The sequence below is a fragment of the Bacillus sp. LR--39 genome (assembly GCF_053613335.1).
On record NZ_JBSIOT010000002.1, the window covers coordinates 225519 to 247522 of the forward strand.

Consider the following 22004-nt stretch of genomic DNA (forward strand, 5'->3'; position numbering starts at 1 on the left):
ATAATATTAATCTCCTTTTTTTGATACATATGTTTTTTTGCTGTTATACAGCATAATAAATATTATTATTAATAGGGTTATTAATATAAAAATAGAACGGTTTGATAAATGATTTTGAAGAAGTGTTAAGTTAATAATTTCATATATGAGACTAAATGAAATTATTAAAGGAACATTCCATATAAGAAAATGAGTGAAAATAATAAAAGCTAAAGACCCATTATATCTATATCCATGAGAATTATAATTACTTTTTTGGAAAACTCTTCTCAGCATTACTTTTGAATTAATATATGTCAGAATCATCAATTCCAACAAGCCGAAAAGAAAATACTCCCATCTTAAAGATTCCGTTAAAAATACTATAACCAAATAAATTCCTGCGATGCCAGTCGATATCAAGTATAGGTATCGACTTCTTATTCTGTACAACGACTCCAAATCAAAAGGTATTGTAAACAATAAATCTTTATGATTAAGATCGTCTGATTGCACAAGAGATAATGAAATAGAGGTAATGACCATAGCAAAAACAGTAATAAAAATAGGTAACAAATGCTCCGAAGATACGAATTTATTTCTAATTTCAATTACACTGGTGAAAAGTATAGGTGTTATATATATTGAAAACATTTTCGGAGATCTAATGAGATAAAGAATATCTTTTTTCAAAAAATAGTTTTGAATATACTTATTAATAAATAAAGAAACTTTCCTTGCATAAAATGATTTTTCAAGCTCCCGGGATGAGATTGATAATAATCCTTTACGATAACAATGCTTTGTGAGATAAAAAGCGATTGCTGTTATTACTAAACTGTAGAAAATTATCAACAGGATAAAAATCAATACATCGGAGGCATCTGCATGATTTAATATTAAAAAGTCTGAATATTTCACAACTCCGTAAAGTATGTACTTTGTGGTGCTATTTTGTGCTATAAAATAAGATTTATAGTTATTTGAAAAGATTATTAATCCAATTACTGCGACTGCAAAAATAGTCATTAAAGTATAGGCAACAGTTTTTAGACCATGTCCTTTAGAGATAAGAAAGGCAAGGGCAAAGAAAATGTGAGTAAGAGAACTGCAAAAGAAAGATACAGAAATAATCTGAATCATTGTGGCTAATACAATATTAAATTCTAAATTCCCGGCGAAGAAATTCGCAATAACAAATGGAGTTAAGAAACATCCAGTTAAAATCATTGTTTCTAAAGTTACAACAAAAAATCTTGAAAGTATTATTTGAGATTTTTGGATTGGAGCTATAATTAATATCTCGCGTTCAATTGAAAGGAAGTACTCTTTATAATATTGTTTTACTGAAGAAGAAAAGGATATAAGACAAAGGAAAGCATAAAGCCCAAGGGTATACTTATTCATATTAACTTGTATATTATGAGGGAACAATTTTATAATGAAATAAAGGATTAATGTTAAAAAGGAAATTAAAATAACAAAAGCAATTCTTTGGGCGTATAAGTCAATCCTAGAATTTTTTTTGGTATTAGCAGTATTGCTGATTTTATATTTAAACTTTAAATAATTATAAAAATTCATACTTCTCTTCCTTCTACCGCAGAAACTAAATATTCTTCAACGCTGTTAAGCGTGTTACGTATTTCGCTTACTGAGATATTATCTCTAATTATTTTTCCTTTATCTATAATATATACAACGTCAGCAATTTCTTCAATAATATCTAATGAATGAGAAGATAAAAAAACAGTTCCACCATTATCAGTAAAGTCGTTCAGCATTTTTTTGAATTGTTTAATACTTAGGGGATCAAGGCCTAATGTAGGTTCATCATACAATAACAGTTTTGGTTGATGTATGATAGATGAGATAATACATACTTTTTGCTTATTCCCTCTCGATAAAGACTGAATAAGGGTATTTCTGTACTCTTCCATTTCATAGTGCTCTAGGTATTTGTCTATTGCTTCTTTTATTTGACCTTCATCTTTCATTCCATAAAGATAGGCTATAAAATTTAAATGTTCAAAAACAGTCAGCTTCTCAAAAACAGCGGGGTAATCCGGACAGTAACCAATATATCTCTTATAGTCATTTTGATTATAATTAATCTTATTATTTAAAAAGTAGACTTCACCTTGATTTGGCAATTCAATACCCATAACAATCTTAATAGTAGTTGACTTCCCAGCACCATTTCGTCCTAAATACCCACAAATCGTTCCCTTTTTTATCTTGAGAGATTCAATAGAAAGAATGTTTTTCTCGTCATAGGTTTTTTTAACATTTTCAATACGAAGAATTTCCAAGTAGATAAATCTCCTTTTTTATTATATATTATATGGATTATTCTTTTAATATATAATAACATTTAAAGAACTACACATCAAGAATGGGGTATAATCCAACTTGTTGTGTAGTTCATTTGTATTACTTAGCCAAGAATCATTTTAATAACGTCGTATACAGAATATCCTTTTAGGAACCAATCAACGATTTTTCCTGGGTGTTTTTGGATATACGCAAGGATTTTCTTTCCACTTGTATATGAATATTTAGCGGCTGCAGCAGCTAAGTTACCTGCCCATTTTAAGAATGATGCGACCTTACCCCACGGTACTTTAGATACAAGAGCTTTTAATGCTTTTAAAATTGGTCCGAACAATTTGTTTCCTCCTATTTTTCAAGAAATTATTTACAAAGGCCTTTGTCGCTTTTTATATTAACTAGAAAAATAAGCAAATTCAATATATTCCAGTTTTAATTTCGGTTATCCGAAATGTTTTATGGATAGAATGTTTGAAATATTGTTCTTTAGAACTTGCGGGAGAAGGATTAATTTAGGGATAAGGTATGGGTTAATTTAATTGATTTTTTTAGATTCATCTAGAACTTTCTTTCTAGAGATGATTTTGATCACACGTTGTTTCAGACGGTGCTTCATCAGGACATAATACAGCAGCGACGGAACGGCCAGGCCGATGACCCAGGCAATGTCGCCTCCGCCGAATATTTCAGCGAGCGGCCCGATGTAAAAGGATGTATTGATGAACGGGATTTCTAATATAATCGACAAAACGAAGGCGGCCGCTGTAATCCAATTGACCCTGCCATATTGTCCGTTGACGTCAAACATCGATTTGACGTGGTATTTTCCGCGTCGGATAAAATAGTAATCCACGAGGTTGATCGCCGTCCATGGAATTAAGAAATAACTGATGAAAAAGATGAAATTTAAAAACAGTTCCATGAAATTGCTTTGGCCCAAGAGACTTAATACAGTACCCGCTGCCGTCACACAAAGGATCATTACCACTCTCGTTTTCGGCGTCACCTTCAGTTTTAAAAACGGCTCCAAAGTAGTCGTCGTTGACATAAAGGCTCCGTATAAATTAAAGACGTTGATCGCCATTTGTCCGAACAGGACAATGATCAGCATAATAAAGGAAAACGGACCGAACAATCGGACAATCTCATTTCCCGCATTAGCGGTAAATTCCGGGAGCGCCGTCGTCAAAATGGCGCCGAGAAGCATCATCCAGATGGAACTGACTGACGTACCTGCGTAGCTGTACCAAAAGGTATGCGATGCCGGTGTTTTGACCGGCAGATAACGGGAATAATCTGCGACATATGGCGCATATGCCAGCTGCCATGTGGCCACCGCGCTGACCGCCACTAGAAAAACAGGCAGATCTAATGAGCCGGGCACCCAGCTTCCTGAAGGAATCGGCAGTTGAAAAATAAGAATCGTTGCAGCAAAAAAAACGGCAAAGGAGGTCCAAGAGAGGATTTTCTGCATTTTGTGAATCAGATCATGACCGTAGATCGTGAGTAAAAAACAGATGGCGCTTAAGCCGATAATACACCATGAAGCCGGAATCGGTACAAAGCTGCTCAGTGTACCGGCTGCGAGAATCGTACTGCTCGCAAAGAAGCCCAGGTAGATAAACATGACCAAAAAGAGGGGCAGAATCGCTCCGATCACGCCGAATTGCGCGCGGCTTTGAATCATTTGCGGAATTCCGAGCTGAGGTCCTTGTGCGGAATGAGACGCCATAAAGATTGCGCCGATAAAGGTCCCGATAATAATGGCGGCGATACTCCAAAAGAGATCGAGTCCCATTGTAACGGGCAGTGTGCCTGTGACTAACGTCGTAATATGCATATTAGCCCCGAACCAGACGGGGAATAAATCTTTAGCCTTTCCGTGTCTTTCGTCATGCGGAATATGTTCAATCGTTCGCCTTTCTACTTTCAATAGATAATCTCCTCCGTATGTTCTTCTTTAACATAAAGACATAGCTTAACAGATTGACCTGCCGTTTACAAATTCCAGCATGCAGGAAAAACATTGAAAAGCCTCGCTGACAGCCGTTCAAAAGTTTTTTTGAAAAACGGAACAAACACTGCCGCCAAAACGATTTGCCAGGGTTTAAAAGGCATGGATATGCTTACGGACTAATATGTATTAAGGAGAAATGTGTCAATCTTTTGACGAATGGAGCCATTATTCGTTAAGCTGAAAGAATAGTTTACTTTGTGTAAATTTCATAAATGAAAAGGGGATTGATGATATGTGTACAAGTCTTACATTGAAAACGACAGACGGTAATCACCTATTGGCGCGAACGATGGATTTTGCATTTCAGCTCGGTACGGACGTCGTGCTTTACCCTCGTCAGTACAGCTGGAAAAGCGAAGCTGACGGCAGGATGCATAAGACGAAATACGCATTTATCGGCATGGGGAGAAATCTCGGCAATGTTCTGTTTGCCGATGGCGTAAATGAAAAAGGGCTGTCGTGCGCGACGCTGTATTTTCCGGGCTTTGCGGGATACGAGAAAGCGGAACGGGAGGGCACCTGTCACATCGCTCCTCATGAGTTTGTCACCTGGGCCTTATCAAACTGTGAATCTCTTGAAGACATAAAGGAAAAGCTCTCAATGCTGACGATCGTAGAGAAGAAGTTAATGTTATTGGATACGGTGCTGCCTCTTCATTGGATTTTATCAGACCGCACGGGCGGCTGCATTGTCATCGAGCCGACACCGGAGGGAATGAAAGTATATGACAACCAACCCGGAGTGATGACCAACAGTCCGGAATTTCCTTGGCATGTGACCAATCTGCGCCATTATATCGGAATCAGGCCGCAGCAGTCAGAAAGCAAAACATTGGGCGGAATGACATTAACCGCTTTCGGCCAAGGATCTGGAACAATCGGGCTTCCCGGTGATTACACGCCGCCATCCCGATTCATCAGAGCCGCTTATCTGAAAGAGCATTTAGAGCCTGCCGCCCATGAAACGGATGGCGTTACGGCCGCTTTTCACGTGCTGTCCAATGTGAATATTCCAAAAGGCGCGGTGATCACGGAGGAGAATGAAATTGATTATACGCAGTATACGTCGGTTATGTGCTGTGACACCGGGAACTACTACTTTCATCTGTACGACAACCGGCAGATTCACAAAGTAAGTTTATTCCATGAAGATCTTGACCGTCCGGAGCCGAAAGTATTTGCGGCCGCGGCGGAGCAGAATATACAGGAGCTGAATTAGCTCAAAAAAAAACAGGACGCGATTGTCCTGTTTTTTTATTTAATACGGATCAGACGGATGGCTTTCCTGTTCAGCCTGTTTTGCGGCTTGTGCCGTATCAGTAGTGCCGATCGGCCCGCCGCTGTTGCTTTCGGAGGCTTTTTTCAGCCCTTCCGCAACACGTTTTCCGTAGTCCGGATCTGCTTTTGTGAAATTCTCAATCATTTGATCCTGAATGTCTTTCCGGCAGGAAGAAAGCGTATTGACCAAGTTTGTGATCAATTCGTTCCGTTCAAATTCCGAAAATCTGCGGTATGTTTCTCCGGCCTGGCCGAAGTTATTCGACCGGTCGATCGCTTCCCGCTTCACATCGCCTTCGACATGAGGTGTATGGTCTTTCCCATCCTGCTTTGCTTCGTTGAGTCCTCCCATAATGGACGGCTCATAGTTGACGTGCGGGTTTTGTCCTTCTGCCCGATCGACCCGATACTGCATTTGCCCGCCTTCCTGGTTGGTGGCGACATGCTTTTTCGGCGAGTTGATCGGAAGCTGCAGGTAATTTGCGCCGACCCGGTACCGCTGGGTATCTGAATAGGCGAATGTCCGCCCCTGAAGTAATTTGTCATCTGAAAAATCAAGGCCGTCCACAAGCACGCCCGTTCCGAATGAGGCCTGTTCCACCTCGGCATGGTAGTTTTCCGGGTTTTTGTTCAGAACCAATTTACCGATCGGCTTCCAAGGGAAATCGTCTTTATACCACAGCTTGGTCGGATCAAGCGGATCAAAATCCAGCTCGGGGTGTTCGTCATCAGTCATGATTTGCGCATACACTTCCCATTCAGGGTAATCGCCTTTTTCAATCGCTTCATACAAATCCTGTGTCGCATGGTTAAAGTTTTTCCCCTGAATCTCTTCCGCTTCCTTCTGTGTCAGGTTGCGGATGCCCTGTTTCGGTTCAAAGTGATATTTGACGAGCACGGCTTTTCCTTCTTCATTGACCCATTTGTAGGCATGGACGCCTGAGCCCTGCATCTGCCGGTAGTTGGCCGGGATGCCCCACGGCGAAAACAAGAAAGTGATCATATGAGTCGCTTCCGGTGATTGGGAAATGAAGTCGAAAATACGCTCGCCGTCCTGAATGTTCGTAACCGGATCAGGCTGAAATGCGTGCACAAGATCCGGAAACTTCAGCGGATCACGGATAAAAAAGATTTTCAGGTTGTTGCCGACCAGATCCCAGTTGCCGTCTTCGGTATAAAGCTTAACGGCAAAACCCCGGGGATCACGCAATGTTTCGGGGGAATGCTTTCCGTGGTTGACGGTAGAAAACCGCACAAACGCCGGAGTTTTCGTTCCTTTCTTTTGAAACACTTTCGCTCTTGTGTATGTAGAAATCGCCTCGTCTCCAAAACTTCCGTACGCCTCAAAGTATCCGTGTGCCCCGGCGCCGCGCGCGTGAACGACGCGCTCGGGAATCCGTTCGCGGTCAAAGTGGCTGATTTTCTCCAAAAAATCATAATTCTCCAATGTCGTCGGTCCTCTATTGCCGACTGTCCTGACATTCTGGTTGTCAGTGACCGGATGGCCCTGCCGGTTTGTCAGCGTGTCTTCTGACTCGCCTTTACCGGTCGTCTTACTGGAAAGCGTTTCTTCGCTGTTTTTGTTATTTTCCATTGTTGAACCCTCCTTTTTGAACGGTAACAATATGCCCAGCAGAGCCGTTTCTTAAAACCGATTTTCAAAAGAAACAGTTATTCCGCGATCGGCGTCAAGGACCCGCCGTTCCATATTTCGCCCTTGTTCAGCGTCCAGCTGTTTTGATAAAGGCTTTGCGCGCCTTGATTGGCCGCCGGACTTAATTGTTCATCCCATGTCAAAAAGTACGTTGTCTCGGGATACTTTTGCCTGATCGCATTGATAAAAGCATCATAATCAAAGCTTCCGATATTGCCGGACGGACCGGTTTCGGCAAAGGCAAACGGTTTTTTCAGAGACAGCATTTCATCATAGCCTGCTATCGCATACGGATCAGTGAAGTAAGCGTCCAGACCGGTAATATCCACATAAGATGAGCCTGGGTAGAAGTCTGTTTTAAAGTCTCTGTTGGCATCCGGCGAATACACCCACAAAAGGTTATCCAATCCTCTTGTCTCTGTCATATAGCGGTATATCTTCTTGTAAAGCTCTTTGTACAGCGAGATTCTTTCATTGTCTTTTTGGTTGTAGCCTGTCAGCCCCCACCAGAACCACTCGCCGTTCATTTCATGCAGCGGTCTGAACAGAACGGTGACGCCTTGATTTTTCAGCTGAGTAAGGCCGTCGGCGATTTTGCTGAGCAGCGCCTCAAGGCGTTTTCCTTCAACAGTTGAAGGGTCCAGGATGTTTTTGTACTGGCTGTTTGAGATGGCCGTTTTATAGTTTCCGGATGGAAAAGCCGGATTTGCGAGATGCAGGCTGACCTGAGGGAGGCCGCCGCTTTTCCAGTATGAGATTAAGCTGCTGTTGCAGCTGTAATCGATAGTATCGGTGATATCCGCTGTTTCAAGCCATCCTCTCCCATAGTCACAGCCGTAGATGGCGGGAGACTGTCCCGTCGCGTTTTTCAAACGGTTTTCCTCTGTCATTGAAAAAGTGACATCGCTGTACCCGCCGAACGCCCCGGACATGACCCTGTTTTCTGAACGGTTGGGCAGGTGCGCCAGCCAGTTCATGATATCTGTTGTCGTCTGCTGGGCATTTGGATTGACGGGATAAACGGTGTGAGCCGATATCGGACTGGCGGCTCCTAAGAGTAATAAAACGATAGACAGGCAGACTGCTAACTTTTTGAGCATAAAAAAGACCTCCTGATTTTTAGGGTGATGAAGGATGTGAAACGATAACCTCACAATCTCCTTCTATAACAAAATCTCCGGAATCCGCCGGCACGATAAAGTGATCGCCTTTGTGAACGGGGCATCCATCCAGTTCTCCGTGTCCTTTAATGACGCTTGCGAGTAAATACCGGCCGGGTGCGGGGAATGATGCTTTCCCGCTCACATTCCATTGATAAACTGAAAAGAACGGTGTTTCGGCGAGTGTTGTAATAAGAGCATCTCCGATCCGATGCTTTGTGCTTTTTACTTTTTCATCGGTATGAGGAATCTCTGTTACGTCAATTGCTTTCTGAAGATGAAGCTCGCGTTTATTCCCGTTCCCATCCGTCCGGTCATAGTCGTAAAGCCGGTAGGTGGCATCAGAGCTTTGCTGGATTTCAAGAACGAGCGTACCTTCACATAAAGCGTGCAGTGTGCCGCTCGGGACATAGAAAAAGTCGCCGGGTTTAATAGGGATGCGGCGGAGCAGGTGATCCCACTCGTTTCGTTCAATGAGCCGAACGAAGTCTTCTCTCGTTTGGGCGCGATGCCCTAAAATGAGCTCCGCGTCTTTTTTGCAGTCCAATATGTACCAGCATTCCGTTTTTCCGAGTTCTCCGTTTTCATGCCGATGTGCATATGCGTCGTCCGGGTGAACCTGTACGGATAAGTCCATATTTGCGTCAAGAATTTTTGTGAGCAGGGGAAAAGCGTCTTCTTTCGGATGTCCGAACAGGTCAGGGTGTTCATTCCAGAGACGGTGTAATGATGTTCCGAAAAAAGGCCCGTTCCGCACGATGGATGTGCCGTGCGGATGAGCTGAAATCGCCCAGCACTCTCCCGTCCGCTCAGAAGGAATCTCATACCCGAATGTATCGCGCAGCTTCGTCCCGCCCCATAATCTTTCTTTAAAAACCGGTTCCAAAAATAAGAGCTTCGTCATTTTCCCGCCTCCCGGTTTGCCGCTTCTAAGGCCTGCTCCGCCAATACGAGCGAACCGGCCGCACCGGAGTGAATCCCTAATTGAGGGGGAACGATGTATTTTTCAATATCGGGCAGATCAATATATTGATTCAGCCGCTTTTTCACGTGCTGACGGATAGAAGAGAACAGCTGATGCTGTTTCATAACACCCCCGCCGAGGATGATTTTTTCCGGCGAAAGTATGAGAATATACTGCACAAGCGCTTCGGCAATATAATAGGCCTCAAGCTCCCACACTTCCTGCTGATCCGTGAGCAGAAATGCTTTTTCCCCCAGCGTTTCTCTATGGCGGGGCCTGCCGCGAGGCCTTCCAGACAATCTGTATGGTAAGGGCAATTGCCTTTGTAGCCGTCGTCCGGATGTCTTCTGACATAAATGTGGCCCATTTCAGGGTGAGACAGCCCTTGAACAAATCTGCCGTTCATGATGGCGCCCGCGCCGATGCCTGTGCCGACCGTCAAATAGAGGCAGCTGTCCGCGTTTTTGGCCGCGCCGAAAGAAGCTTCTCCAAGCGCCGCCGCATTAACGTCGGTGGTGAAGCCTGCGGGAATATCCAGAGCGCTTTTGATCGTTTGAAGAATAGGGCAGTTCCGCCAGGCTGTCTTCGGCGTCGCGGTGATGCACCCGTATGTTTGACTGTCGGGACGGATATCAATCGGCCCGAACGACCCGATGCCGATGGCGTCTATCGGGAATTCTTCAAAGTAACGGATCACCTGTCTGAGTGTGTCATCCGGTTCTCCCGTCGGAAACTCTGCTCTGTCCAGAATGGTGCCGTCTCTTTGTCCGGCGGCACAGACAAATTTCGTGCCGCCGGCTTCAATACCTCCAAGCATGGCCGTCCCTCCTCATCTGTTAAAATCCGTTTTGATCGGAAACGGATTTGAACCAGCGGCCGCTTTTTTTGACGGTCCGTTCGCCCCCGTTTTCCAGATTGACAGATACAAAGCCGTAGCGGTTTTTATAAGCGTTTGTCCAAGACCAGTTGTCCATGAAAGTCCACAGGTGATAGCCTTTTACATTTGAACCTTCTCCGATGGCCCGATGCACCCATTTCAGATGTTCCTGGATAAATTCAATCCTGTAATCATCCTGAATGATGCCGTTTTCATCGCGGAAGCGTTCTTCGCCTTCTACTCCCATGCCGTTCTCAGAAATAAAACACTCGATATTTCCGTAATGTTCTCTGAGATTGGTGAGAATGTCATAGATTCCTTTTTCGTAAATTTCCCAACCGCGATGAGGGTTCATTTTCCGGCCGGGCATGACATACGGATCGAAGAAACGCTCAGGCAGGAAAGGGGCATGCGGATTCGGAACATGTTCTTTTGCCTTGACGCGCCTCGGCTGGTAGTAGTTCACGCCTAACAGGTCAACCGTATGCTCCTGAATGAGGCGGAGATCTTCTTTCTCATAATGCGGCAGAAAGCCTTCCGCCTTGAGAATCTCGACAAGCTCCTCAGGAAATTCGCCCTTTACGGCGGGATCTAGAAATGAACGGTTGAAAAAGGCGTCGGCAATCCGGGACGCTTTGACATCTTCAGGATGTGAGCTTCTCGGATAAGAAGGCGTCAGATTCAGAATGATTCCGATTTGTCCATCCTGTTTCAATTCTCTGTAGGCTTTGACAGCCCTTGCATTCGACAGCAGGGTATGGAAGCCGGCCTGCACCGCTTCTTGAAAATTAACGTGATTCGGGTAGTGAAAGTCGTATAAGTAGCCGCCTTCAATCGGCACAATCGGCTCGTTGTGAGTGAACCATTTTTTCACCTTGTCACCGAATAGCGAAAAGCATGTTTTGGCGTAATGTTCAAACGCGTCAACGGTGTTCCGGCTGACCCAGCCCCCCTTACGCTGAAGGGCGAGCGGCATGTCAAAGTGAAACAAATTGACAAACGGCTCAATGTGATGGGCAAGCATTTCATCGATGACGTCCTGATAAAACGCGACCGCTTTCTGATTGACCTCGCCAGTTCCGTCCGGAATCAATCTTGACCAGGAAATAGACAGCCGGAAGGAGTTGTGGCCGATTTCTTTCATCAGCCGGATATCCTCCTTGTATTGATCGTAAAAACGTGACGTGTCGCCGGGACCGACGCCGTTAAAAAAACGGCTCGGCTCTTTTTCATACCAGTAATCCCATATGTTTTGGCTTTTTCCGTCTCTGTCGGCGGCGCCTTCTGTTTGGGTGGCGGAGGCGGAAGACCCCCACCAGAATCCTTCCGGAAAACGATATTGAATATTTGATTCAGTCAATTGATTTCTCTCCCTTACTGCGATTTTGATTACATACTCATGCTGTCATCCCGGGCATGCTGCTCGGTCTCAGCTTCTTTTTCCTTTGCCATGTTTAATTTGTCCAGCGCTTTAAGAAACGGGAGCCAGATGACAAACACAATACAGAGGTTGACCAGCTGCATAATGCCGCCCATGACGGAATTGGTCGCCATAATCCCGTTAATGAATAGGGGGACGGTCCAAGGCACGGTCACGCCGGTAGGAGGGGGCACGATCCCCGCCGACATGGCCAGGTAGGTGACAAGGGTGACAACCATCGGCGCGATCACCCACGGAATGATAATGATCGGGTTCATCACGATCGGCAAACCGAAAATAACCGGCTCATTGACATTGAAAATGCCTGGCGCGAGACCGAGTTTGGATATCTGTTTCATCTGTTTGCTTTTCATAAAAAGCAAGATGGCGATCACTATGGCCAATGTCATTCCGGTTCCGCCCATTCCGACGGTGTAAATCTCCATAAACGGCTTAGAAATAATATGGGGAATCTCTTTTCCCGCTGTATACGCAGCCAAATTTTCGACCTGTAATGTATTCCAAATCGGGTCCATCACGGAATTGATAATGATTTGTCCGTGAAGTCCGAAAAACCATAAAATCTGAATAAAGAAAACAGCGATTAATGTAGGGATGATGCCGCTTCCAAGTCCGACAAGCGGGGCTTGAACCGTATGATAAATGACATCATGCAGATTGGTGTGAAAGATTTGGGTGACAGCCGCATTGATCAAGAGGAAGACGGTAAGCGTGATAAAAGCCGGAATCAATGCGGCGAACGATTTAGCAACAGCCGGAGGAACACCGGCAGGCATCTTAATCGTTAAGTTTCTCTGGACGATTCTTCTGTAGATTTCACCTGACAAAAACGCGGTAATCATGCCGAGAAACATCCCTTTTGCTCCAAGCCGGTCAACCGGAATGACGCCTGCGACCGCTTTGCCCGTTTCCGGCTCTAAGACGAACGGGGTGAGCAGCAGAAAAGAAACCAATGCGATCGCTCCGCCGAATACGGCCTCCACTTCGTAGCTTTTGGAAAGGTAATAGCCGATCCCGAAGACGACAAAAATGGACATAATCCCCATCGTCGCCGTCGAAGCGCCGCCAAATCCGGATTGAAAGACAGACAGTGCGGAGCTGCTCATGATTTTGTTTAAAAATGGCAGGTTCGTCAGCACGACGAACACCGAACCGAAAATGGTCAGCGGAAACGCCAGCATAAAAGCATCCCGTAAGACTTGCAAGTAGCGGTTATTGTTTAATTTGCCAGCGATCGGAATAAGGAATTGGCTGATTTTCTCAAACACGTCTTCACCCCCGGCTTTCTATAAATTTTTTGATTGAAATAAGTCGAGCATTTCTTTAACGAGCTCTTTCATTGAAAGCGCTGACATTAAGTGGTCTTCAGCATGCATAAAAAGCAGAGAGACATCCGTCTTGGCGCCGCCGGCTTCTTTTTGAATCATCTGAAAATGGATGTCGTGCGCTTTCCCCAGTTCTTCTTCAGCCTTTGTCAGAAAGGTGCCTGACTCATCTGTCCGGCCGTCTTTATATGCGCGTATCGATTGAATAATATTGCTGCGGGCATTGCCGCTGTGAAGAATCAGCTGAAAACTGATCTGTTCATCCGTGTACGTTTCCATGCTTATCGCCTCCTTTATTTGTTCTCTATCAAGGCAACGGCCTGTTCGTATGCTTTTTTGCCGTCCCCCATGCCGTATGCCATCATATCAATCACATCAACGGTGATGTGAAGCGGGTCCGCCTCTTTCTGAAGCTCACCTTTTAAAAAACTCATCTGCGGGCCGATAAGTACGACGTCTGCATCTTTCATCGCTTCTTTTGCTTTATCCTGTCCGACTGCCCAAATCTCGGCTTCCTCACCGATGGAGCGGGCGTAATTCTGCATTTTCGTGACAAGAAGGCTGGTGGACATGCCTGAGCTGCAGGCTAATAAAATTCTTTTCATGAGGAATCCCTTCTTTCGTAAAGTTAAAACGTTTTCATGAATATTATAATCTTTTCAAATTAAATGTCTATACTTTTAAAATATAAAAGTTTTACTTTTCGGATTTTTGACACAAAAAAACCTTTTAAGATTCAACTTAAAAGGTTTTTCATCTCAAGCGAGCCATAACAGCCATAAATAGAGTCCGATCAGGGTGATAAATAACGTCGGAATGGTTAATATCAGACCTGTCTTGAAATACATTCCCCAGGAAATTTTCACGTTTTTCCGGCTCAGCACGTGGAGCCATAACAATGTCGCCAGCGATCCGATCGGCGTGATTTTCGGCCCGAGGTCCGAACCGATAACATTCGCGTAAATCAATGCTTCTCTCATCAGCCCGTGAGTGCCCGTTCCGCTGATGGCTATGGCGTCAATCATCACCGTCGGCAGGTTATTCATAACGGAGGAGAGAATCGCAGCGATAAACCCCATTCCGAGTGTGCCCGCAAACAAACCGTGATCCGCCGCTTTCTGAATAAGCTGAGAAAGAAGATCCGTCAGTCCGGCATTCCGCAAGCTGTACACGACAACATACATGCCGACAGAAAAAAACACGATGGCCCACGGGGCGTCCTTGATGACTTGTTTCGCAGGGACGGCGGGGCTTCGCTGCGCCAGAATGAGAAAAATGACCGCGATGGAGCCGGCAACGAAGGAAACGGGTATCGACAGCAGTTCGCTGACGAAATATCCGATCAATAAAACGGCCAGCACAGCCCACGATAACCGGAAAAGGCGTTCATCCTTAATCGCGGATGCCGGATGTTTCACAAGACCGGTGTCATACCGTTTCGGAATGTTTTTTCTGAAATAGAGATACAGCACCAAAATGCTTGCCGCCAGAGAAAAAAGGTTGGGCACCAGCATGCGTGATGCATATTCAATGTACCCGATATGAAAGTAATCGGCGGATACAATATTGACCAAATTGCTTACAACGAGCGGAAGCGAGGTGGTGTCGGCGATGAATCCTCCGGCGATAATAAACGGAAAAACCAGCTTTTCAGGTAAATTCAAAGCCCGCACCATCGCCAGTACGATCGGCGTCAAAATGAGCGCCGCTCCGTCATTGGCAAACAGGGCGGAGACAACAGCCCCTAAGACCGACACATAGAGAAACATCCGCAGCCCGCTGCCTTTGGCCGCCATGGCCATATGCAGCGCGGCCCACTCAAAAAAACCGATACTGTCAAGAATCAATGAAATGATAATAATGGCGATAAAGGCAAGTGTCGCATTCCAGACGATTCCCGTCACTTCCGCGATATCGTGCAGGCTGACTGCTCCGGCGATCAAAGCGAGGACCGCTCCGCCGCAGGCAGACCAGCCGATTGATACATGTTTCGGCTGCCATATGACAAACACAAGTGTCAGCACAAAAATCAGCGCTGATAAAACCGCAACTCCCAAGAATATATCCCCCTTACCGGCATGTAACAGTGACTTCTTTTTGCCGCAATGTCTGTAAAACTTCGTCCTTTTCATCTATCTGCTGCAGAATCGAGCAAACCAGCGCGTATTTCGGACCGGACGGATGAATGGCATAGTACCGCCACTGGCCCTCGCGTCTTTCCCGCACAAGGCCGGCGTTCTTTAATTTCCGTAAGTGCTGGCTGATGCCGGGCTGACTTATATCAAAAATAGCTGTCAGCTCGCAGACACAATATTCCTTATCCTCCAGAAGCTTCAGCATCAAAAGCCTCGTCCGGTCGCTTAGAAGCTTGAGGCACTGGCTGATCCCTTCGGAACTTAAAACATGATGCCGCCGTTCCATGCGCTCACTCCTTTTTCACACTATTATATAAGCAGATGTTTATATAAGTAAACGACAATATAAAAAAGCCGGTCTTGCTCTTTTTGCAAAACCGGCTCATGTTTATTTTTGGAACAGTTTTTTCGCTTCATCCATTGCTAATTTATTTCCCAGTGCTGAATAATCAAGCCAAGGCTGATCGGCAATTTTATAGACGTGGTTTGATTTCACGGCCTTCAGCCCTTTCCATACAGCGCTTTTTTGCAATTCTTTATAGGCTTGCTGTGACTTGTCGTCTCTGTTAACGACGACGAAAATCGCATCCGCGTTGTAATCAGGCAGCACTTCTTGAGAAATGACTTCATAAGGGCGGGAGGTGTTCATTTCTTTAATGCCGTCAGCCGGTTTCAGCTTCAGATCGTCAAACAGAATCGGTCCCATCGGACGGCGTGTGCTGAAGACGCGAAGCTCTTTTGCGTTCACGCGGATCGCCATGACTTTGGCGTTTTTCCCTAATTCCTTATTCATCATGGATCTGACTTGTTTTGTTTCATCTTCGTAATCTTGAATAAATGTTTTCGCTTCTTTTTCACGGTTGACGATTTTTCCGATGTCTTTTAAATGATCGCGCCATGTGCCTTTATCAAGGTCGAAAACGTGTGTGTTTCCGATTTTCTTGTATTTTGACAAATCTTTTCCCGCAAATTCTTTATCAAGATAAATGTTGTCTGGATTCAGCTCAAGTAAAGCTTCCATATCCGGGTCTGAGGCAGGTCCGAGTTTTTTCGTGTCTTTCAGCTGATTTTTCACATGAGGGAGAAAATCTTTTAATTCTCCGCCCACGACGGAACCGGCCGGTGTAACGCCGAGAGCCAGCAGATCATTTGTCAGGTGAATGGACATCGAAGCGATTTTATGATCGCCGGATTTCTTTTTTGACTCCGGCTGTGTTGAATCGGATTGGCAGGCAGCCAATAAGAAAATACACATGAAACTGATGAGCGCAATTATTTTTTTCATGGGAATACTCCTTGTTTTATGATTTGATTTTCATGACGAGATAGAGAAAATACGGCGCGCCGATGGCTGCAGCAACCACGCCGGCCGGAATGGCGTTCGGCTGAAACAAAGACCGGCCGATGGTGTCTGCCGCGACAAGAATGACAAGTCCGATTAATCCTGCAATCGGAATAATATGCTGATGCATGGTGCCGACGAGCCGTCTTGCCAAGTGAGGGGCGGCAAAGCCGATAAAGCCGATTCCCCCGGCCATCGCAACGCTCGCGCAGGACAAGCCGACCGCTATGGCGATCAGCATGATCCTTTTTCTCTGCACGTGTGCGCCGAGCCCCGCGGCTGCCTGGTCACCGAGCATTAAAATATTCAAAGACCGGGCGTTCAGCCATGCAAGCGGTGCGAGAATGCCGATCCAGGGCAATAGCGACCACACGTGAATCCAATCCCTGCCCCAGACGTTTCCCACCAGCCAGCGGGAAGCGAATGTATAAGTTTCTTCATTCAGGCGCAGCGACATAAACAATGTAACGGCGCTGAAGCCTGCGGAAACGGCGATCCCGACTAACAGCATGCGGATCGTTAAAAAACCGTTCAGCCTGTCGTACGTAAGCACTACGATCAGCAGGGCGGCGAGTGTTCCGCCCGCAAACGTAAACAGCGGGATGAACATCGACGCCTGCGCCTCCAAGGAATGAAAGAATGTGATATACATCATCAAACCGAAGGAAGCGCCGGCATGCAGTCCGAGAATGCCCGGATCGGCAAGCGGATTTCGGGATACACCCTGCAAAATAGCGCCCGACACTCCTAAACCGATGCCGGCCAGCATCGTCACCAGAATCCGGGGAAGCCGGTAATCGAATAAAACGGTTGTGCTCTGAAACGTGCCGTATCCGAACAGCGTTTTTCCCACGGTGAGAGGAGAAAGCCGGAATGAGCCCGTATGCAGCCCGATCAGAATCATGCAAACGGCGATGACCAGCAGAATGAGTCCTGCCGCCGCCGCTTTTTTTGTTTCTTTCTGCACTTTCATTTATAAGTCTCTCCCTTCCTTGCGGGCAATATAAAGAAAGAAAGGGACACCGACAAGTGCGACCATAATGCCTATCGCCAATTCCCTCGGGGGACTGACCGTGCGCGAGGCCAGGTCAGCCAAAATCAATAGAATCGCGCCGAGTAACGCGGACATCGGAATAATCAGCCTGTACGTAACGCCGACGATCTTTCGCGCGATATGGGGAATAACCAGCCCGACAAAGCCGATCGCGCCGGCAGCGGAAACAGACACACCGGCAAGAACGACGGCGATCATTAATCCGGCGGCACGCGTCAGCACCGTGTTCACCCCTAAATTCGCCGCCACGTCATTTCCCATTGAGAGAAGGGTGACGGACCGGCCCATGAATGTCGCGAGAATGATGAAGACTGCAATCACGGGAACAAGGACTTGTAAATGAGCCCACTTGATCCCTGACACCCCGCCGGCGTACCAGAAGGCCAAATCCTGGCTTAAATCGTAATAAATCGCCACACCGGTACTGAGTGAATGTAAAAGAGCGGCCACGACCGCCCCGGCAAGCGTCACCTTTAAAGGTGTCATGCTGCCTTTTCCCGCCGCACTGATAAAGAAAATCAAGCCGGTGCTTGCCAGTGCTCCCAAAAATGACATCACCATCAGCAGGGCGTATGACAAATGAGGGAAAAAAGCAAAACTGAGCGCAACAACAAACATGGCGCCCGCGTTTACGCCTAAGACACCCGAATCGGCAAGCGGATTTCTCGTGACACCCTGCATGAGGGCGCCGGCTGCGGCAAAAGCGGCTCCTGTAACGGCCGCCCCTAGCACCCTCGGAAGACGCAATTCATGAATGATCTGCTGGCCCGTTATGTTCGGATTGTAATCAGCAGCAGCCGACCAAACCGTATGTAAAGTAATGTCTTTCGCGCCGAATGAGACGGCGAAAAAAATAGATACAAGCAGCCCGATCACCGCGATCAGGAAGAAAACCCCGTTTTTTAAGATGCTGATCAGACGGTTTGCGGACGTGACAGAATCGCTCAAAAATCAATTCACCTACTTTTATGATCATTGTCCGGTATTTATTGAATATGAGAATCATTTTCATTTGAACCATCATATTATACCGAGCCGATTTTCAAAACGCAATAGAGCGTTCAACAATGATGTCCTTTTTTTTCATGTTTATATTGTAAAAAAGAAGTGAAAAACGTGAAAGAGGAAATAGCTATATTCAGAAAGGAGGGAGGCAAATGGCGGGAGAACGAAAGCCTTTGCCGATTGAATTTTACCAGAGGCCGTCAGTGGAGCTTGCCCCTTTATTGCTCGGCTGTCTTTTGGTGAAGGAGACGGACGAGGGAACGGCTTCAGGTTTTATCGTGGAAACGGAAGCTTATATGGGAGCGGATGACCGGGCGGCGCACAGCTTCGGCAACCGGCGTACGAAACGGACGGAAATTATGTTCCATGAGGCGGGCCGCATTTATACATATGTCATGCACACTCATACATTAATGAACGTCGTCGCCGCGGACATCGGCATTCCGCAGGCCGTGTTAATCAGGGCGGCGGAGCCTCATGAAGGACAGTTCCTGATGGAGAGCAGGAGACCGGGCAGACCCCCGAGAGAGTGGACAAACGGCCCGGGAAAACTGACGAAAGCGATGGGCATTTCAATGAACGACTACGGCGGCATGATCACGGAACCGCCGCTGTATATTACCGAGGGCTTTACGCCTGAACATATATCAACAGGCCCGAGAATCGGGATTGACAACAGCGGAGAAGCCCGGGATTATCCGTGGCGCTATTGGGTGACGGGGAACCGGTATGTCTCACGCTGACCATGTTTATAACCGCTGATAACAGGGGAAAGACAAGGTAAAAGAAAGGGGATTCAGACATTGAAAAAATTTTTCAAAACGATTATCAAATGGGCGCCCGTCATCTATCCGATCATCAGAAAAATCATAAAAGAACGGAAGGCATCTAAGCGGAACCGCATGTCCGCATCCCGAACAGCCGGCTGATCCGGCTGTTTTTTTACGGGCTTGGCATCGGATTGCCGCATTGACTTGAAATCCTTCCCATTATAGAATTTACATACATTTACCCCTTCCTCATTCTTTTTGCCCATTTTTCACGTCTGCATCTGATCTGATAGGAGGTTTTTCTCATGCTTCATGGGCGGCTTCGTGAACTTCTGCGCTTGCTTTTAGCTGCTGAAACACCGGTTACAAGCTCAGTCATCGCTGCAAATGTAAAGGTAACGACACGGACGGTCCGCAATGACATAAAGGAACTGCAAACCATTGTAGAAAAACACGGCGCATCCATTCAATCTGTCAGAGGGAGCGGCTATAAGCTGCTGATCCGGAATGAACAGCCGTTTAAAAACTGGCTTCAGGACAATTTCCAGCAAAACAGCACCGTGCCGATTTTTCCCGATGAACGGATAGATTACCTTATGAAAAGAATGCTTCTGACCGACGGCTACCTCAAGCTGGATGACTTGGCGGAAGAACTGTTCATCAGTAAATCCACACTTCAATCTGATTTAAAAGAAGTCAAAAAACGGCTCCGCCCCTATGACATCATTTTGGAAACAAGGCCGAACTACGGCTTTAAGCTGCGCGGCGAAGAGCTCCGCCTCCGTTATTGTATGGCGGAATACTTAGTGGACGACCGCGAGCCTGAGCCTGATCTCCTGAGTGAAAAGGCCGGTATTCTGCCGAAAGACGACATTCATGTGATCCGCACAGCCATTATGAAGCAGGTTCGAAACCATAAGATCCCGCTTTCTTTCTTCGGCCTGAACAATCTCATCATCCATATCGCCATTGCCTGCAAACGAATCCGGACAGAAAACTATGTATCTCTCATTCCGGAAGATCTTCATGATATTAAGCTTGAAACAGAATATCAGTCAGCGGAAGCCATCGTAAAAGAGCTTGAATCTGCGCTTTCGGTCACCTTTCCCGAACAGGAAACCGCCTATATCGCCATTCACCTGCTCGGGACAAAGCGCATGACCCAGTCACAACTGGAAGGAAAAGAGCTTACAAGGCTGATAGACGGAGAAACCAGCCATTTGACGGAGGCCATGATCGAAGCCATTGAGCGGGAGCTGAAGCTCGGAATCACGGATGACAATGAGCTGAAAGCGGGTCTTGCGCTCCATATCAAGCCGGCGATTAACCGAAACCGGTACGGAATGAACCTGAGAAATCCCATGCTCGCCGCCATAAAGGAAAATTATCCGCTCGCATTTGAAGCGGGAGTGATTGCGGGAATCGTGATCAAGGAGCAAACCGGCATTGATATTCATGAAAATGAGATCGGATATTTGGCGCTTCATTTCGGAGCCGCCATCGAAAGGAGAAAGACGGAACGGCCGCCTAAGCGCTGTCTGATTGTCTGTGCGTCCGGCGCCGGCAGCGCGCAGCTTTTAAGAGAAAAGCTCCGTTCCCGGTTCGCAAAGCGTCTTGAAATCGTCGGAACGGCTGATTACTGCAGCCTTGACCAGCTTTCCTTTGAGTCGATTGATTTTGTGGTCAGCACAGTGCCGATCAAAAAAGACCTGCCAGTTCCCGTATTAAAGGTTCAGACGCTGTTGGGCGGCGGGGATTTTACAAAAATCGACGCCATGCTGGAAGAAAAGCGGGAACAATTGAACTTTCTGAAACCGGAGCTGGTATTTTTGCAGCAGGATCTGGAGACGAAGGAGGACGTTATCCGTTTTCTCGGACAGCAGGTTGCAGAAGCCGGCCTCGCTTCTGATTCTCTGACCGATTCTATTTTTGAAAGGGAAGCGATTTCTCCTACGAGTTTCGGCAATCTTACGGCGATTCCGCACCCGCTCGTTCCGCAGACAGACACGACGTTTTGGGCGGTATGCACGCTGAAGAAACCGATTGACTGGGCGGATAAGCGTGTCCAATTTGTCTGCCTGCTCTGCGTCGAGAAAGAAAGCAAGGCCGACCTCCAGCATATGTACAAATGGCTCGGCGGGATGTTAGATGATCCGGCCGCGGTAAGCCGTCTCTTAAAATGCACAACCTATCAGGAGGTTTTACGAGTATTCAGAGACAAACGATCAGAGAAAGACCGGGATACACCTTTTTTCCGTTAGCAGCGGAAAAAGCCTGAGTAGTTATGAAAGCGATTTCATAATATGATGGTACTAACATCGAGACATACAAAATATCAAACTTTCAGGAGGTCTTTTACATGAATATATTACTCGTTTGTGCAGCAGGGATGTCAACAAGCTTACTCGTCACCAAGATGGAAAAAAGCGCGCAGGAACAAGGAAAAGAATATAAAATCTGGGCGGTGTCAGGCGATTCAGTCAACCAGCATATTGATAAAGCGGACGTATTGCTGCTTGGGCCTCAAGTCCGTTATTTGCTTCCGCAGCTGAAAAAATTGGGTGAATCAAAAGGAGTGCCGGTTGAAGTCATCAATACCGTCCATTACGGCACGTGCAACGGAGCGGAGGTTCTGAAATCAGCGGAACAGCTCGGAAACGCATCGTAGAAAG

Annotated in this window: 21 protein-coding genes and 1 pseudogene; 5 read left to right on the plus strand and 17 right to left on the minus strand. The window is 46.3% G+C overall.

The features are described from left to right. Positions 1–6 precede the first annotated feature (6 nt). The 4 genes from ACWHAR_RS10835 to ACWHAR_RS10850 all read right to left on the minus strand — a co-directional run bounded on the left by ACWHAR_RS10835 (position 7) and on the right by ACWHAR_RS10850 (position 4243). A complete protein-coding gene (locus ACWHAR_RS10835) occupies positions 7–1563 on the minus strand; it encodes an elicitor-associated permease-like protein (protein ID WP_032875670.1) in 1557 nt (518 codons plus the stop codon). After that, complete coding sequence (locus ACWHAR_RS10840) at positions 1560–2291, minus strand: ABC transporter ATP-binding protein (RefSeq protein ID WP_017418613.1); 732 nt, start codon at positions 2289–2291, stop codon at positions 1560–1562. Before ACWHAR_RS10840 ends, ACWHAR_RS10835 begins: the two co-directional genes overlap by 4 nt. 125 nt (positions 2292–2416) lie before the next feature. Continuing rightward, positions 2417–2647: an AMEP412 family response elicitor gene (locus ACWHAR_RS10845; protein WP_017418614.1), complete on the minus strand. Its 231-nt coding sequence runs from the start codon at positions 2645–2647 to the stop codon at positions 2417–2419. A gap of 198 nt (positions 2648–2845) precedes the next feature. Further along, the gene (locus ACWHAR_RS10850) at positions 2846–4243 is read right to left on the minus strand and encodes a purine-cytosine permease family protein (protein ID WP_032875674.1); all 1398 of its coding nucleotides are present in this window, start codon (positions 4241–4243) and stop codon (positions 2846–2848) included. Between the two features lie 316 nt (positions 4244–4559). Between ACWHAR_RS10850 and ACWHAR_RS10855 the strand changes: the two genes are divergently transcribed. Next, positions 4560–5546, plus strand: coding sequence for a choloylglycine hydrolase family protein (locus ACWHAR_RS10855; RefSeq protein ID WP_007614685.1), 987 nt, complete (start codon positions 4560–4562; stop codon positions 5544–5546). A gap of 39 nt (positions 5547–5585) precedes the next feature. Here ACWHAR_RS10855 and katX read toward each other — a convergent pair whose 3' ends face one another. The 13 genes and pseudogenes from katX to ACWHAR_RS10920 form a co-directional block, all read right to left on the minus strand. After that, complete coding sequence (gene katX / locus ACWHAR_RS10860) at positions 5586–7199, minus strand: catalase KatX (protein ID WP_032875677.1); 1614 nt, start codon at positions 7197–7199, stop codon at positions 5586–5588. Positions 7200–7276: 77 nt separating this feature from the next. Continuing rightward, positions 7277–8359, minus strand: a complete 1083-nt coding sequence (locus tag ACWHAR_RS10865) for a glycosyl hydrolase (RefSeq protein ID WP_032875682.1) — start codon at positions 8357–8359, stop codon at positions 7277–7279. Positions 8360–8378: 19 nt separating this feature from the next. Next, complete coding sequence (manA, locus tag ACWHAR_RS10870; protein WP_032875685.1) at positions 8379–9323, minus strand: mannose-6-phosphate isomerase, class I; 945 nt, start codon at positions 9321–9323, stop codon at positions 8379–8381. Further along, positions 9320–10200: pseudogene (locus ACWHAR_RS10875) on the minus strand (ROK family protein). Before ACWHAR_RS10875 ends, manA begins: the two are co-directional and overlap by 4 nt. A 19-nt stretch (positions 10201–10219) precedes the next feature. Beyond that, complete coding sequence (locus ACWHAR_RS10880) at positions 10220–11620, minus strand: glycoside hydrolase family 1 protein (protein WP_032875688.1); 1401 nt, start codon at positions 11618–11620, stop codon at positions 10220–10222. Positions 11621–11649: 29 nt separating this feature from the next. Further along, positions 11650–12969 (minus strand): PTS cellobiose transporter subunit IIC, encoded by a 1320-nt coding sequence (celB, locus tag ACWHAR_RS10885; RefSeq protein WP_032875691.1) that lies wholly within the window; start codon positions 12967–12969, stop codon positions 11650–11652. An 18-nt stretch (positions 12970–12987) separates the two neighbouring features. Further along, the gene (locus ACWHAR_RS10890; protein ID WP_032875694.1) at positions 12988–13305 is read right to left on the minus strand and encodes a PTS lactose/cellobiose transporter subunit IIA; all 318 of its coding nucleotides are present in this window, start codon (positions 13303–13305) and stop codon (positions 12988–12990) included. Between the two features lie 14 nt (positions 13306–13319). Continuing rightward, complete coding sequence (locus ACWHAR_RS10895) at positions 13320–13631, minus strand: PTS sugar transporter subunit IIB (protein ID WP_007614670.1); 312 nt, start codon at positions 13629–13631, stop codon at positions 13320–13322. 153 nt (positions 13632–13784) lie between these two features. Further along, entirely contained in the window at positions 13785–15083 is a 1299-nt protein-coding gene (locus ACWHAR_RS10900) for an arsenical efflux pump membrane protein ArsB (RefSeq protein ID WP_032875696.1), read from the minus strand. A 13-nt stretch (positions 15084–15096) separates the two neighbouring features. After that, positions 15097–15447 carry an ArsR/SmtB family transcription factor gene (locus tag ACWHAR_RS10905; RefSeq protein ID WP_032875699.1) on the minus strand — a complete coding sequence of 117 codons (351 nt, stop codon included), beginning with the start codon at positions 15445–15447 and terminating at the stop codon, positions 15097–15099. A 102-nt stretch (positions 15448–15549) separates the two neighbouring features. Continuing rightward, positions 15550–16446 carry an ABC transporter substrate-binding protein gene (locus ACWHAR_RS10910; protein ID WP_032875702.1) on the minus strand — a complete coding sequence of 299 codons (897 nt, stop codon included), beginning with the start codon at positions 16444–16446 and terminating at the stop codon, positions 15550–15552. A 16-nt stretch (positions 16447–16462) separates the two neighbouring features. Then, positions 16463–17476: a FecCD family ABC transporter permease gene (locus ACWHAR_RS10915; protein ID WP_021494727.1), complete on the minus strand. Its 1014-nt coding sequence runs from the start codon at positions 17474–17476 to the stop codon at positions 16463–16465. Further along, the gene (locus ACWHAR_RS10920) at positions 17477–18505 is read right to left on the minus strand and encodes a FecCD family ABC transporter permease (RefSeq protein WP_032875707.1); all 1029 of its coding nucleotides are present in this window, start codon (positions 18503–18505) and stop codon (positions 17477–17479) included. It lies immediately after the preceding gene. A 209-nt stretch (positions 18506–18714) separates the two neighbouring features. Here ACWHAR_RS10920 and ACWHAR_RS10925 point away from each other — a divergent pair, with 209 nt between their 5' ends. From ACWHAR_RS10925 to licB, 4 genes are all read left to right on the plus strand, one after another. Next, complete coding sequence (locus tag ACWHAR_RS10925; RefSeq protein ID WP_032875710.1) at positions 18715–19305, plus strand: DNA-3-methyladenine glycosylase; 591 nt, start codon at positions 18715–18717, stop codon at positions 19303–19305. A 51-nt stretch (positions 19306–19356) separates the two neighbouring features. Further along, positions 19357–19491: a hypothetical protein gene (locus tag ACWHAR_RS10930; RefSeq protein ID WP_369719122.1), complete on the plus strand. Its 135-nt coding sequence runs from the start codon at positions 19357–19359 to the stop codon at positions 19489–19491. Between the two features lie 146 nt (positions 19492–19637). Next, positions 19638–21593 (plus strand): transcriptional regulator LicR, encoded by a 1956-nt coding sequence (licR, locus tag ACWHAR_RS10935; protein WP_032875713.1) that lies wholly within the window; start codon positions 19638–19640, stop codon positions 21591–21593. 98 nt (positions 21594–21691) lie between these two features. Continuing rightward, entirely contained in the window at positions 21692–22000 is a 309-nt protein-coding gene (gene licB, locus ACWHAR_RS10940) for a PTS lichenan transporter subunit IIB (protein WP_003150863.1), read from the plus strand. The last annotated feature ends 4 nt before the right edge of the window (positions 22001–22004 follow it).